At 34.8% G+C, this 15771-nt stretch carries 8 protein-coding genes; 7 read left to right on the top strand and 1 reads right to left on the bottom strand.

The genetic code is table 11. The annotated features are described in order from the left end of the window. The first annotated feature begins 555 nt into the window (after window positions 1-555). The 6 genes from HM987_RS02490 (at window position 556) to HM987_RS02465 (ending at window position 12310) form a co-directional block, all read left to right on the top strand. Window positions 556-4248 (top strand): T9SS type A sorting domain-containing protein, encoded by a 3693-nt coding sequence (locus tag HM987_RS02490; RefSeq protein WP_179004911.1) that lies wholly within the window; start codon window positions 556-558, stop codon window positions 4246-4248. Between the two features lie 348 nt (window positions 4249-4596). Further along, on the top strand, window positions 4597-8811 hold the full coding sequence (locus HM987_RS02485; protein ID WP_179004909.1) for a Calx-beta domain-containing protein: 4215 nt from the start codon (window positions 4597-4599) through the stop codon (window positions 8809-8811). Between the two features lie 269 nt (window positions 8812-9080). Continuing rightward, the gene (locus HM987_RS02480; RefSeq protein WP_179004908.1) at window positions 9081-9242 is read left to right on the top strand and encodes a hypothetical protein; all 162 of its coding nucleotides are present in this window, start codon (window positions 9081-9083) and stop codon (window positions 9240-9242) included. Window positions 9243-9257: 15 nt separating this feature from the next. After that, window positions 9258-10397, top strand: coding sequence for a hypothetical protein (locus tag HM987_RS02475; protein ID WP_179004907.1), 1140 nt, complete (start codon window positions 9258-9260; stop codon window positions 10395-10397). Window positions 10398-10431: 34 nt separating this feature from the next. Continuing rightward, window positions 10432-11457, top strand: a complete 1026-nt coding sequence (locus HM987_RS02470) for a nucleotidyltransferase family protein (RefSeq protein WP_179004905.1) — start codon at window positions 10432-10434, stop codon at window positions 11455-11457. 277 nt (window positions 11458-11734) lie between these two features. Continuing rightward, window positions 11735-12310, top strand: a complete 576-nt coding sequence (locus HM987_RS02465; protein ID WP_179004903.1) for an outer membrane beta-barrel protein — start codon at window positions 11735-11737, stop codon at window positions 12308-12310. 180 nt (window positions 12311-12490) lie between these two features. On the opposite strand, the gene HM987_RS02460 is transcribed toward HM987_RS02465, so the two are convergent. Continuing rightward, window positions 12491-13348 carry a zinc-dependent peptidase gene (locus tag HM987_RS02460; protein WP_179004901.1) on the bottom strand — a complete coding sequence of 286 codons (858 nt, stop codon included), beginning with the start codon at window positions 13346-13348 and terminating at the stop codon, window positions 12491-12493. Between the two features lie 669 nt (window positions 13349-14017). Between HM987_RS02460 and HM987_RS02455 the strand changes: the two genes are divergently transcribed. After that, entirely contained in the window at window positions 14018-15607 is a 1590-nt protein-coding gene (locus HM987_RS02455) for an FMN-binding glutamate synthase family protein (RefSeq protein ID WP_179004899.1), read from the top strand. The last annotated feature ends 164 nt before the right edge of the window (window positions 15608-15771 follow it).

The following is a 15771-nucleotide window of genomic DNA, read 5'->3' as shown; positions in this document are numbered from 1 at the left end:
TTTTATTTTCTATTCACTACGTCCTTAATTTGATTAATTTAGCCCCCTAAATAATGATGCTATACATGTACAATCACTTTTGAATTGCAAGAGTAGGTTAAATTACATAGTCTTGGAATAATCTGAGTACTGAAATTATAGCATCGTTTTTTTAATTGAGCATCGCAACGCAGCATAGCTCCTAAGAAATTCAGCATGCCTAATGACCATTTTACACATAAAAAAACAGTTACGCGGAACACCTATGTACTCCAATCATTTGTTCAGTATTTTAACAATTATTATTCAGCCTAAATTTCTAAAAAAAACTATAAACCACTCAAAAAAAAACTGTTTATGACGTATTCCATTAAATGGATGATTCACAATTATTTAATACGATAAAAGATTTGTTAAAAAATAATTGTAGTTTAATTATGAACTTTTATTATATTTGACAACCCTCAAGCACGATTTTTAGCGACGATGTGTTAATAAATGTAGGTTTTTTCATATTTTTTTATATACTATCCTGCTTATTGCAAACGTTGTGACTTAACTATAACTCATTATTTTATGAAACATTTTTACACATTTTTAGTACTCCTATTAATTGGAAACTTTGGTTTTGGTCAAATCACTGAAAACTTTGATTCTGGCCTGATAGAGCCAGGTTACCACACAGGAACCCAAACCCTAACCAGTGGTACATGGACATCTGTTGCCGTATTTGAGGAGGATCCAGGTAATTCTCGTACCGGAGCTTCCGCTGCAAGAATAAATGCTACTATATCAAATGCAAGTTTAACCACACCTGCACTCTCAGGAGCTGGTGTTGTTACTTTTTGGTACAGAGCTTTAAATGCCCCTGATACAGGTACATTTGAGTTGCAAACGTCAACAGATGGCACTAATTATACCACGCAAACTACTCAGGTATATACAGGTGATACATATACACAATTCACACAAACCTTAAATGATACAAGTTCTAATCTTACTATAAGAATTTTAAATGATAACCAATCAGCTCACCTCATAGTAGACGATTTTGATGTGAGTACGCCTAGCAACGATACCGTCGATTACTGTAACTTGCAGTTCCCAAACAACGGTATTATCACAGAAGGAGGATCTTTTACAGCTTTTGCTGAAATATACCAAGAAGGTGTAACTGAACCTGCCGGACAAGGTGGCAATATTGAAGCTTGGATTGGATATAGCGATACTAATGCGAATTCAGTTGCAGATTTCACTTCTGGTTGGACATGGGTACCTGCCACATATAACACGGATAAAGATAACAATGATGAGTATCAAGCAACCTTCGGTGCTGCTTTTGCACCTGGCGAATATTATTATGTAAGTCGTTTTTCATATAATAGTGGTGCTTTCGCCTATGGTGGTATTAACCCAGGTAGTGATGGTGGTAATTTCTGGGATGGCACAACTGCCGTATCAGGAAAACTGACAGTTAACTCTGCTTCTATTCCAACTACGGTCGCTACACTTAATGTAAACGGATGTGGAGATTCTGATAGTTACAGTGGTGCTTATGCATCTGTCACAGACGGTGTAGTATGGGCAGAATTGATTTATGACGGTAACTGTACTAAAATAACAGTAGATACCCAAAATTCTACTGGTGGTATAGATACGGAAATTGGACTTTATGATAATTTTGGAAATTTAATAGGGAATGATGATGACGGTGGTGCTGGTATCCTAAGCTCTCTAACTGAATTAGGGCTGCCTGCAGGAACTTATTATATTGCGGCAGGAGCGTTTAATATTACTTTCGGAGCAACTAACTTTGGTGCTACAACAAATGATACGAGTTCAACAGGCACATTGTTTATCAACGCAAGTACACCAAATCTAGTTGATTTCTGTAATTTACAGTCCCCAAGTAGTGGTACTATAAATGTAGGACGTGACTTTGATGTCTATGCACAAATATTTGAAGCAGGGAGAACCGAAGCCGCTGGTCAGGGCGCTAACATCAGTGCTTGGATTGGTTATAACACTACGGATGCTATAACGACCGCAGATTTTGCAACAGGTTGGACCTGGATACCTGCTACTTACAATACAGATTCAGGTAACAATGATGAGTACCAAGCTGAAATTGGCTCTGGATTACCTGTTGGAAACTACTTCTACGTCAGTCGTTTCACAGTAGATGGCGGTGATTTTGCTTATGGTGGTATAAATCCAGGAAGTACAGATGGAAACTTTTGGGATGGCACTAATTATGTTTCAGGACAATTAACGGTTAATGCCTTACCAGAACCAACAAACCATGTTTTAGACTTTACAGCAGTAGCTGATTCAGATTCTCAAATTACATTAACATGGAATGATAATGATGGAACAGAACCCGCTAACGGATTTTTGATTGTTGGTAAAACTGGAGCAGGCGTATTCTATGAACCAGTGGATGGTACAGATCCTTCAAATGACACCGATTGGTCAGATGACGAATTTGAATTTAAAGAAGGATCTGGTGTTCAATCTTATACAGTAACAGGGTTAGAATCCAGTACTTTATATGAATTTAAAATTTACCCGTATTCAAACTCTGGTAGTATAATAGATTTTAAAACAGATGCGACAGTTCCTACGGCTAGTGCCTCCACTCCAGCTATTACTTTTACGTATAATGGCACATGGTCGCCAAGCGATCCTAACGGGAATTCAACAGTGAACGATAATATTGTTATTGAATCTGGCGATGCTAGCATAGTATCGAGTACATCAATCAATTCAGTTACCGTAAATTCTGGTGCCAGTATCACCGTTGATTCTGGAGTTACCTTAACGGTAGTGAGCGATTTAACATTAGAGTCTGTTTCAGATAGTTATTCTAGTTTAATCGCTAATGGTACCATAACAGGAACCATTAGGTATGAACGTTTTGTGAATGCCAATAGCGGTGGCAATGATCTTATTTCGGCACCGCTCTCTGGTCAAACTTGGTCTAACTTCTTAAACTCTGGAACCAATGCCACTGACTTATTGGATAATGGACAGACAGGTCCTACAACTTATGCTTTTGCACCATTCAATAAAACTCTCGGCGCTTATGAGAACTTTACTGACGCAACAGCCAACAACTTAACTAGTGGAACTGGTTATAGAGCTGCTACAGATCCTGCTGTTGGTACTGGTACAACATTAGCCTTTACTGGTACTGTACCGGCATCACCTGTTGATATTCCTATTAGTTTTTCTGGTCCTGCGCATCAAGATTGGAACCTTATAGGTAACCCATTCCCTTCTTATGTAGATGTTTATGAATTCCTATTTAATACAGAAGTTGGTACAGGCTCTGGTCTATTTAATATTGACCTATTGGCTACTGGTACTGGTATCTATGGGTATGACGGTAACGCAGAAGATGGTTGGAAAATCATTACCATAGCCAATGCTTTTGGAGAATCAATGGCTCCTGGTCAAGGATTCCTTATTGCTGTAGATCCGGTTAATTCAGCCGCATATGATATCAGGTTTGATGAGGCTGCAATAACAACTGGTACGGGAGATGATTTCATTGCTGGTCGTAGTGCTAACACGTTGACATATTTTAAGCTTAACGCAAATACTTCAACTAAGAATTACACCACACAATTCTATTTTAATGAAGATTCAAGCCAAGATCTCGATCATGGATTCGATGGTAAAATTTGGGGCGATGAAATACCGAGTTTTGCACTTTATTCTCATATAGTGCAAGATACTGCAGGTTTAAATTTCCCAATGGCTTTACAATCCTTGAATACTGCGGATATGATGGATGTTGTAATTCCGTTAGGTGTCCACGCCAGTTCTGGTGAACAATTGACGTTTACCATTTCAGAATTTGCATTGCCAAGTACTGTAGAAGTCTATTTAGATGATACGCTGAATAACACATCAACATTATTAAATACAGCTGATTATGTTATCACACCAACTACCAATTTAACTGGTACAGGTCGTTTCTATTTGCGTGTAACAGATACGGCGTTATCCGTAAACGATGAGGATTTTAATAGTATTAAAATCTATACGACCAAGTCGTCTAGATCCATATTTATTCAAGGTATCATCAATGATGGTACTACGGCTAAAATCCATGATATTCAAGGACGTTTAGTTTATAGTACAGAATTGGAAAGCGTTAATTTATTAAACGAAATCGATGCTACGGATCTTCAAGGAGGTGTTTATGTAGTGACATTAACTGATGGTACAAACCAAAAATCACATAAAGTGATTATTAGATAAGTTTCTTAGTTAAATTATGATCATAAAAGCGCATCCATTAGGATGCGCTTTTTTGTTTAAAATTTGTTGATTTCTATATTCTATGAAGGCTTAAACAAAACCCACAAATTCTACAGAATTAGCCTCAAAGACTTAATATTAACACATTGTTAATATCTAAGTAAAGTATAAAAACCAAGTTTCACTATATTTGCAGCCCCCAATTCTTACAGACTTAACCTTATTTTTTGTTCAATAACGATAAACAAATATACTATAGCGACCATAAGTTTAAATTTGTAAGATATTTCCTTTTAAACATCTTATCTATTTTTTAAAAGTTGCGATTTAATTTAATTAATTCTTTTTATGAAAAAAATTTACACGTTATTAATAGTCCTCGCTTGTATCAGTTTTGGATTTGGCCAGACTACAGTAACATATGACTTCTCAAACGGAGGAGCTGTTTCTGGATTAGATGAACCATCACCTGGTATTGCTCTTGATAGTAATATTGGCTTTGGTAGTTTCAAAAACTCTGGAACTTCAAATCCAGGTATCTTTAGTAGTCAATTACGATTATACCAAAATGCTACCAAAGGAGGATCAATTATTATTTACGCTAGTAATGGTGTAACCATAACTGATATCACAGTTAATGCTTCTGGCACAACCGGTCCTGCTGGCTACACAGTAGATGGAGGCACTGCCACGAATTTAAGTGCAAGCTCTACTTATACTATTAGCGGTATCTCAGCAACTTCTGAAGTTGAGTTTTACCAAAGAAATAGCTCTAGTTCAAATAGAATATATGTAGATAGTTTTGAGGTTACTTATACTTCTGGTGCAAGCTGTACAGCACCATTTCAAGCTTCTAGCTTTATGGTGAGTACTGTTAATACAACAGATGCCATATTAGATATTACAAGAGGTGGAGGTAACGATATTTTAGTCGTTATGAAAGAAGGCTCTGCAGTTGATACAGATCCTACTAGCGGAACAACTTACACTGCAAACAGCATCTTTGGTGGTATTGGAGCAAGTGAAATAGGAACTGGTAATTTTGTGGTTTTTAATGGTAATGATGGCACATCAAATCCTGGTATTGGTGGCGCTAATCTTAGTGTTCCTGTCTCAGGTTTAACACCAAACACAACCTACCATCTTGCCTTTTATGAATACAATACAGTAGGTACGTGTTATCAATTAGATGAATTAAGTGAAAGCTTTACAACTGATCCTGTCACAACAGTACAGTTTACTGGTACTTCTACTTCTGTTGCAGAAGATGTAGGAACATATGATTTAGTCATAGAAATTGCTAACGAAGACGCTGCAGCTACAACGTTTGATGTCGTGTTAACTTCTGGAGATGCTGCAGATATTGATTCTTATACAACACAATCTGAAAGCTTCCCAGGAAGTTCTACTACAAATATAACCGTTACAATTACTGTAACTGATGATGCTATTCAAGAATCTAATGAAGTTTTTAGCTTTGAAATTCAAAATGTTGCTGGAGGAAATAGTGCTATGGTCGGAACAAATAACACATTCGATTTAACAATTTTAGCTAATGATGCACCTGTAATTCCTGGACTTTTATATGATGCAGACTTTTCAAATGATGGTGATGGATTCCCAGCGCATACAACCTCTTCACCTCCTGCTAGTGCTCCAGCTTCAGCAGGCCCTTTTGGAACGGCTCCAAATTCATGGTCTCTATCATATAATTCTACTCTTTCCACTGATGGCACAGATAATATTTTTGAAGTTGTTTCAGGTGAATTATTAGCTGATGATTGGGGTGGACAGGGTATTTTTACAAGTCAAATCATTGACGTATCTGACACATCTACTATTGATATTTCTGCTACTGGTATTAATATCGATGCAAATGAAAATACTTTTACTTACTTCTATATTTTGGATGGTGGCTCTAGAGTTGAAACTCCTATTTTTTCAAGTGATGGAGATCCAGTAAATTATTCTATTATTGGACTGGATGTGTCGGGAGCAACTAATTTAGAAGTTGGTTTTGAGTTCTCTGAAAACGGAGGTGGTCAAGGGTATAGTGTTTCCGAATTTATGGTAAATGAAGGCGCATCTGAAACATCAGTACAATTTAGTACGACATCTACTACTGTCTCAGAAGATGTTGGCACTTATGATTTAATTATAGAAATCACTAATGAAGATGCTGCTGCAACTACATTTGATGTGGTTTTAACCTCTGGTGATGCTGCTGATATTGATAGTTATACAACACAATCTGAATCGTTTCCTGGAGGTTCTGCTACAAATGTAACGGTCACCGTTACTATTACTGATGATGCTCTCCTTGAAGGTGATGAAACCTTGACTTTTGAAATTCAAAATGTAGCTGGAGGAGATAATGCTGCAGTTGGATTGAACAACACATTCGATTTAACAATTTTGTCTAGTGACCTTCCTACTCCTGAAGAAGCAATTGCGGGAGACTTAATTATTACGGAAGTTTCTGGTGATGATGCTGACTTTAATTCATCAAACGATAATGGTTATATGGAAATATATAACCGTAGTAATAAAGTGATTAATCTTGACAACATTGAAGCTAGGTATTTCAATTCAAATCCAGGTAATTCTACACAACAAGTAACTCTTAGTGGTTCACTAGTTCCTGGCGGTTATATTATTGTTTCTCAAGATGCAGCTAACTACGCAAGTGAATATAGTGATGCAGCTGATGCTACTGGCAGTCAGTTTTTCTTTAATGGAGGTGACGACGGTTGTGATGTATTCCATACAAGTAATGGTGTCATCGATCAATTTAATGATAATGGTAGTGGACAAAGTCCATGGAATTGGAGTGACGGCTTCATATACAATAGAAATAGTTCTGATAGTGGTGCCATAGAAAACAACTGGACTCAAAGTAGTACTAACTCACCAAGATCAAAAACCAATTTATATTTTTGGACTGGTAATTCTGATAGCTCTTGGAACAATGTTGGAAACTGGGATGAAGGGTCAGTTCCTGCAAGTATGACTGATGTTGTTATTACCGACCAAACCAATAAGCCATTAATAACTTCTTCTGTTCAAGTCTCTCATTTTACAATTGAATCTAGTACTGATGTTATTGTTGAAAAAACCGGAAGTCTTGAAGCATCAGGAAACTTAAATAATAATGGAAATTTAACTTTAGAATCTGATTCTGACGAATATTCAAGTTTCATTGCTCAAGGCACCGTCACAGGGACAGGAACAACTGCATATAACCGCTACGTAAACAGTAATGACCCAATAAATGGTAACGATTTAATCAGCGCACCGGTATCTGGACAGGCTTTTGATATTTTTATAGCTAATAATCCTAATATTAGAGCAAATCCTACTGGCCCTGAAGTCTTATTTGGTGGTTTTGATAATGATAGTAGTACGGACCCATTTGAGCTTTGGGACGAAACTGACACAACACTATTAGTCGCTGGTAAAGGCTACCGTTCTGGTATTACAGAAGGTGAAGCAAGTAATCTCGTCACTTTTGAGGGTATTGTAAATTCAAGCTTAGTAGAAATAGCTATAGATCAAGGTTCTGCAAGTAAATTGAACTTAATAGGAAATCCTTTTCCATCGTATTTAAACGCACAACTATTTTTATCGCAGAACTTTGCCTTACTAGATCCTAGCGCTGCAGTTATATATGGATACAATGATAGTACTGACGGTACTTCTGCTGGAGATTATACGATTATAAGCGCTTTGCTAAATACGGACTTGAATATTGCACCGGGTCAAGCCTTTTTTGTGGCTTCTAATACGATAGGTGGAAATATTCAGTTTACTACCACTAGCCCAGATATGCGTTTGGCTGCAGGTGGAGATGATTTTATTGCTGGAAGAAATGCTTCTGTAATTTCTAACTTAAAATTAAATCTAAGCAACACAACTGATAATTTTATAACCGATATTTTCTTTACCGAAAACTCTAGTCAGGGCTTAGACCCAGGATATGATGCAAGTCTATTGGGTGGAGCTGCGCCATCATTTGCTCTTTATTCACATTTGGTGCAAGATAATACAGGCGTTCCATTTGCAGTTCAAGCGCTTAGTAAAACGGACTATATTGATGTTACAATTCCTTTAGGAGTAAATGCAAACCAAAGCGAACAATTGACATTCAGCATTAGCGAAAGTAATTTACCGAGTTCAGTAGAGGTTTATTTAGACGATACAGTTGCTAATACTTCAACCTTACTAAATACTGGCGATTATATACTAACACCAAATACAGACCTAAATGGCACTGGGCGTTTTTATCTTCGTTTTACTGAAAATACGCTTTCTACCCTTAATCCTGATTTAGATCATCTCAACATCTATAGCAATAAAAGCGCTAAGACAATCGTCATAGCTGGCCAATTGTTAGAATCTACAACAGCAAAGCTATATGATATACAAGGAAGGTTAGTTCAGACTACTTTATTAGATACAACTAGATTGCAAACCATCGATGTAAGTAATTTAAATGCTGGAATTTATATCGTACAATTAGAAAACGGTTTACAAAATAAAACACAGAAAGTCATTATTTACTAAAAGGGCTATTTTAATAACGCTGTTAGTAGTGCTAATAAAACGGCACTATTAACAGGGTTTTAGATAAAAAAAACCAATATTATAATAATTACGTAAATATGTTAAATGTATGATTTAATAATTTTGAAGTCTAAAATTTTAGATGTACATTACCCCGTTAACAATACTATTAAGTAAGCGAAAATAAAATTTTATGTAAACCTTTTCGTATTTTACTTTATTAAATAAAATATTTTATTATTTTTGAACACAAATTTAGGGCAAAAGCCATGAAGAAAGATAACCACTCAGATAAAATCACTCGTAAGGAAGCCATTCAAAAAATGGGTAAGTATGCCGCATTAACCGCGGTAGGAACATTTGTGATTTTAAACCCTCTCAAAGCACAAACGTCATCACCACCAGATCCAGGAGGAGACCCGTTCAATTAATTTTCGGTTTTTATTTTGAATAATAGCTTAGCACCTGCGTATAAAAAATTGTTTGGTGAATACTGGGTGTTATGGTTTGAAGTATCTAATAGTTATAGTATTATTGAACCTAAATTTAAATTGTTGTTAGAGTCTTATTTAGAATCTAACTCTAAAGCGGATTTCTTAGATACCATTTCAAATGATATGAGCGTTTCAGAAAGCAACAGTGTTTCAGAGACGCTTTTTAGTTACCTCAATTCCTGTAACGAGCCTTATAACTCTGCCAATATACCTTCTACTGTCCTTAATACCTCTCAAAGAAACATCTCTGAGACCTATACTTTTGAAGACAAGTCAATTCAAATCAATTACGATTCAGAATTGGTTAAAAAGACGGTTCATCCCGCTTTAGCAAATTACTGTAAAGCAAGTTCTAATAACAATATTCTAGCAACATTTGACCTATTTTTGGAAAATGATGAATTGTTATTATTTCAAGATGAAAAATTAATTTCCAGTGCATCTAAACATAGTTATCACATTATTCAAGGTAAATTTATTATGCATTTACTTTGTACATTGTACAATAACTTAGAAACGGATTGGATTGGCACATTCCATGGATCAACAATTACTGATGGCAATTTATCCATCCTATTTATTGGTGACTCTGGAAAAGGTAAAAGTACGTTATGTGCGTTATTAGTGGCCAACGGTTTTCAGTTATTGGCAGATGATGTTTCACCCCTACTCTCAAAAGACCAACACATCTATTATAACCCTTCTGCAATTTCAATAAAGAAAGGCGCATTCGAATTACTTGAACCATTAGTAAATGATTTTGAAAATTTACCGATTGTGAAATTCAATAAAACTAAGGGTGATTTAAAATACATGCCTTGTGTAAAACCCAACAAAGACCACTATCCATGTACTGCCATAATTTCAGTAAACTACAAACCAAATTCTAAAACTAAATTAGAAAAAGTATCTGTTAAAACCATTTTAGAAACTTTAATCCCAGATTCTTGGTTGTCGCCTAACCCCTTACACGCTAATCAATTTTTAGATTGGCTTGGACAATTAGAGTTTTACCAATTAACTTATAGTGATACCCAAAGTGTAACTACTGAGATTGCAAAATTGTTTAAACAACTAAATAAAAAACTGTAATTGCTTATATTAGTACTTCACTGAGAGACCACCTATGGGTAAATTAGCCATTACATATCAACACATTGCAGATATCCTAAGTTTTGAAGTTTCAAATTTCCAACTTGAAGAAACATTAAAAAACCCAGCTTTCAATTGGGATCCATTAGTGGTTGAAGGCAGTAAACATTTAGTGTTACCTGCAATTTATTGTAGATTAAAAGCGAGAAACTTATTACATCTTTTGCCCACTGACCTTAAGAACTACTTAGAAGAGCTAACAACTATTAATAGAAATAGAAATAAAGCCCTTTTAAGTCAAGTCCGCGCAATATCCAAACTACTAAACGAGCATCATATAGAGCACGTTTTTCTAAAAGGTGCTGCACTTTTAGCCTCGGGTTGTTATCAAGATAATGCCGAACGTATGGTTGGTGACATAGATATTTTAGTTCAAGAAACTCAGGTCCATGAGGCATTTAATTTATTGAATTCTAATGGCTATAATAACACTTCTGGGTTTGATTATGAGGTAAAACATTTCAGACATTTAGACCGATTAATTTCTAAACACGAACTTGCAGCCATTGAAATTCACTCTCAACTTTTAGATAAAAAGCATAAATCATTAATAGATTTAAAATCTGTTCTAAAATCTAAAAGCATAATAGATGGTGTAGCCATACCCACAACATACTATTTAAGTTTGCATCAAATATTTAATTGGCAACTTATTGATAAAGGTCACTATTATAAATTTCCCAACTTTAAAATACTATATGATGTCATTAAAGTAAATTCAGATAAAGATGAGGCACTAGTTTCCGATTTAATGAGATTTAAATATGGAAAGTCCTTTCTTGAAATAGCTAAATTCTATTTTAAAGAATTCTCACACATTCAGTCCAACAGCTATATGATTTATATTAGTTTATCGCATAAAACACTTATGAGTTGTAAACCCATAAGAGTATTTGTAAGAAAAGGGAAATATGCTCTCAATTTTTTATTAAAACGTTTGCATCTTCTGTTAACAAATACAAGTTATACGAGGCATATATTCAAAAAGGTGTTCAATTAAAAGTCATTTCAATCTTTTTAATATTCTATTTTCTAAATAAATCATAAATTCTAGGAATATTTAACATCTTAATTCTGGAAACGAGCTAAATCTTGATTTTTCCTACTAATAAAATCGCTCATTTTACTTAAGGAAAACAAAAAAACAAACATCGAAATTAAGTATTTAGAAATTTTTTAGCACTTTTTAATTTATTTGAGCAATTATTGTAATAACTTTACTTCAATATTTGTTTTATAGTCCATAAAGTTTAACTTTGGGCAAAATTATTTTAGAAATGAAAAAATTAATTTTATTAGGATTGTTAGTGTCATTTAGTTTATCATCTTTTGCACAAAGAAATGCTAAGGATTGGTACTTAAGCGTTGGAGTTAACGCCATCAACACTTTAGGATCACAAAATCCATTCTATAATCCTAGCGATTGGAGCTACCAAACGCCTATTTCTGCTGCTGTTGAATTCAATTGGGCTAAAAATTTCGCAATAGAACAGTCTATCACATTTAATGGCTTTACAGATAAAAGTCAAGTTGATGTCGTTCCTTTCGGTGAATTAGAAAAAGATTACAACTATTTGTCATTTGACACACATGTAAAATATTATTTCGGAAGACACATTTTTCCAAATGCAGAATGGCTTAATTTTTATGCCAATGCAGGTGTTGGTTTTTTTCATATTGACGAAACAAATATTTCGGCTAATATTGGTGGAGGCGCATTAGTTTGGTTAAACTCTAGTAGATCTTTTGGTTTAAGAGGTCAAATCATAAGTAAGTTTGCTTTAGATCATTCTGAAAGTTATATTGATAACAACCATTATCAATATCATTTACAGGTTATATTTAAATTGTAAGAAATATTCTTTATATAAAATAAAAAAAGACTCAATTATGAGTCTTTTTTTTGTTCATATGTGAAACTAAACTCGTCTACAAAATAATTGTTCTACTTGCCGTCTAGTTAAGGCTTCTAGGGAAAATATCTTTAATCTAATTGATTAATTAGAGCCCATAACAAACAAATTTAGTAGTGACTAATAACCCGCAAACTTAAAATTCAACATCTGCTGCATATACTTGTAAAGCTGTGGAAATTGAGATTTGAATTCGGAAGGTGTTTCAATAAAATTTTCCATTAATACAGCAAAAAATTCGTAATGGTTAGTGTAAGCATAAGCCCTAAAATATTTAGAGGCAATTAAGTTTTCCCTAACAGTTTGATGATTCTGTAAATAGCTGGTCAGCTTGTAAAATCCTTGGTTGAACATCACACTACTAATATCGTTGTTTACAGAAGCATTGAGATGAATAGCATGGCCAAACTCATGGACACCAAGGTTAAGGTTGTCATTACCTATATGATAACCCTGTCTAAAATCTTCCCAAGAAAAGACGATTGCTTTTAACTGCGGATTGGTTTCTCCCTTATGGTAAGTTTCATTAATTGTGGAATAATAGGATTTTGGGTATATAATTACCGTTTTAATAATATCCAACAGGTACTTTCTAAACCCAAATGTTAACATGATTGATGTTGCCGCTATTAAGACCTTCATCCGCTCTGTTACGAAAAGCTCTTGCATGCCCACAAATTCAGTCTTTTTAATAAATGTAGCTACGCGATGCTCAAAATGACGTTGCTGTTTAAGCGATAACCTTCTAAAAAACGCATATTCTTTTTTTAAGATAGAATATTGCTCTGTATCAAGCTTTTTGAGGTTGAAATAATGATATATTAATAGTGGCTTTTTAAAAAGTGCGACATAATAAACTTGAAAAATTCGAATCAGTCTATATAAGATAAAAATCGCTATTACACCAATGCCTATCGGTATAACGTAATTATAAATTAATTCCCATTCAAATTTTTCCTGCTCAGTTTGTAACATCATATATAAGTCGTAATGGTTTTTATAAAAGCCTTATATACTATGAGCTTTTAATTCAAAGCAATATGGTTTGCTGAACCATTTATTACTTGAACAAATGTATTGAAAAATTAAAGTTTCAAATCTTCCTACGCTATCAAAATAGTTAAAATTAAAATCGGCTGTAAAAGTGAACCACTTATTTGGACGGCACTTACTTTTGATTTGAGTACCTATGTATGTGTTTGATCCAATATCATCAGGTGATATGGTAGTTATATTATCTTCAGAAGCTGAAACTTTAAATTTCATGAGCCGCTTCTACATCGGTTATTGAGGGTTTTCGAATGGTTATCTTAACTTTTGCTTAAAAGTTAAATTTTAAGAAATAACGCACTCATAAAGATTAAATCACTTTTCTGACTCCAAAATTCACACTAAAAAACTGTTTATTAGTAAGTTCAAAAAAATTAGATATATATTGGGTATTACTTACTATTTTTTTCGTCTTGCATAACTAATAACTAATAACTAATACTATCCGATCATTTTTGAATAGTACCAGTTGGCAAACTTTTTTTATACCCAGTAATCCTTTTCAGTAAATTACAGAAACAGCCATTCGTATAATCTTAATCCTTAAATTTGCAACGGATTCTTACAGAAATCCGATTCCTATAAACAATTTACATTATGAAGGTTCGTGAGTATTTTATTTTAATTTCAATTATTGTGATTCTGTCAATTGTTGGTGTAGCTTTTTTCTGGCAACCTGTATTGTGGTCTTTTCTGCTTTTAGGACCTTTAATTCTAATGGGATTCTTTGATATTTTTCAAACAGCACACACCATTAGAAGGAACTTCCCACTTATTGGACGCTTTAGATATATTTTAGAATCTATTCGGCCCGAAATCATGCAATACTTTGTTGAGACCGATACGGAAGGAAGACCATTAAACCGTATTTTGAGATCTTTGATCTATCAAAGAGCAAAAGGCGAAACCGATACTGAACCTTTTGGGACCCAAATGGATCTTTATCGTTCGGGTTACGAATGGCTAGAACATTCTATGTATGCCAAGCACAATCCAAAGCATATCGGCAAATTTCCTCGATTGTTAATTGGCGGTAAAGATTGTAAACAACCTTATTCATCCAGTTTATTGAATATTTCTGCCATGAGTTTCGGTTCCCTCAGTAAAAATGCAGTTTTGGCCTTGAACAAAGGTGCGAAAATGGGAAATTTTGCCCATAATACTGGCGAAGGAGGTATTAGTGATTACCATTTGGAACATGGTGGCGATCTCATATGGCAAGTGGGCACGGGTTATTTTGGTTGTAGAAATGATGATGGCACATTCAACGAGAAAACATTTCGGGAGAATGCCATACGTCCACAAGTAAAAATGATTGAAATAAAATTATCCCAAGGTGCCAAACCAGGTCATGGCGGTATATTACCAGCATCCAAAAACACTGAGGAAATTGCAAAAATAAGACATGTAAAACCTGGTATTGCTGTCCACTCCCCTCCATCTCATTCAGCATTTTCTGACCCCATTCAATTTATGCATTTTATTAAAAAACTCAGGGAACTTTCAGACGGAAAACCCATAGGTTTTAAACTCTGCTTGGGTAGAAAACAAGAATTTATGGATTTTTGTGAAGCCATGATTTTTACTGGAATTCAACCCGATTTTATCACCGTAGATGGCGGAGAAGGTGGTACTGGTGCAGCTCCAGTTGAGTTTTCGAATTCTATGGGCATGCCTTTACGTGAAGGCTTAATATTTGTGCATAACACCTTGGTTGGTTTTGGATTGCGAAAAGAGATTAAAGTCATTGTTGCAGGAAAAATAATTACAGGTTTCCATATGGCTAGAGCATTGGCATTAGGTGCAGATGGTTGCAACAGTGCACGAGCCATGATGTTGTCTATTGGCTGTATCCAAGCGTTGCAGTGCAATACCAATACCTGTCCGGTTGGCGTAACCACCCAAAACGCCTCTTTAGTTAAAGGTTTGGTGGTCGATGATAAAGCGCCTAGAGCACATCGCTATCACGAAGCTACAATTCAGAGTTTTTTAGAACTTATTGCTGCTGCAGGACTTAATGATCCTAGCGAACTTACAAGAGACCATATTAGTAAAAGGGTTGGACTTTATGTGGTAAAAACGTATAAGGATATTTATCCTCCTATGGAAGAAGGTTCTTTATTGAACATTGATACGATTCCTGAAGATTACAAGAAGTTTTTTCAGTTGACCCGTATTATGAGATAATTTGAAATGATTTGTTATCCGATGTTTAACGAAATTTAAGGAACCTATGAAAAAAGTATATTTCAATTTGACATTTCTAATTTCAATTATCGCTCTGATATTTTTATTTGTTTATAGTGGATTAGAAGTTACTGAAACTAAAACAGAAACTATGATGTGGAAAA

This window comes from Winogradskyella forsetii (assembly GCF_013394595.1).
Lineage (GTDB): Bacteria > Bacteroidota > Bacteroidia > Flavobacteriales > Flavobacteriaceae > Winogradskyella > Winogradskyella forsetii.
Note: the sequence above shows the minus strand (reverse complement) of the source record. Positions and strands in the feature narration are given on the sequence as shown.

Excerpts from the sequence above, each read along its gene's own strand:
- HM987_RS02490 (WP_179004911.1), top strand. The coding sequence starts at position 556 with ATGAAACATTTTTACACATTTTTAGTACTCCTATTAATTGGAAACTTT.
- HM987_RS02485 (WP_179004909.1), top strand. The coding sequence starts at position 4,597 with ATGAAAAAAATTTACACGTTATTAATAGTCCTCGCTTGTATCAGTTTT.
- HM987_RS02480 (WP_179004908.1), top strand. The coding sequence starts at position 9,081 with ATGAAGAAAGATAACCACTCAGATAAAATCACTCGTAAGGAAGCCATT.
- HM987_RS02470 (WP_179004905.1), top strand. The coding sequence starts at position 10,432 with ATGGGTAAATTAGCCATTACATATCAACACATTGCAGATATCCTAAGT.
- HM987_RS02465 (WP_179004903.1), top strand. The coding sequence starts at position 11,735 with ATGAAAAAATTAATTTTATTAGGATTGTTAGTGTCATTTAGTTTATCA.
- HM987_RS02460 (WP_179004901.1), bottom strand. The coding sequence starts at position 13,348 with ATGATGTTACAAACTGAGCAGGAAAAATTTGAATGGGAATTAATTTAT.
- HM987_RS02455 (WP_179004899.1), top strand. The coding sequence starts at position 14,018 with ATGAAGGTTCGTGAGTATTTTATTTTAATTTCAATTATTGTGATTCTG.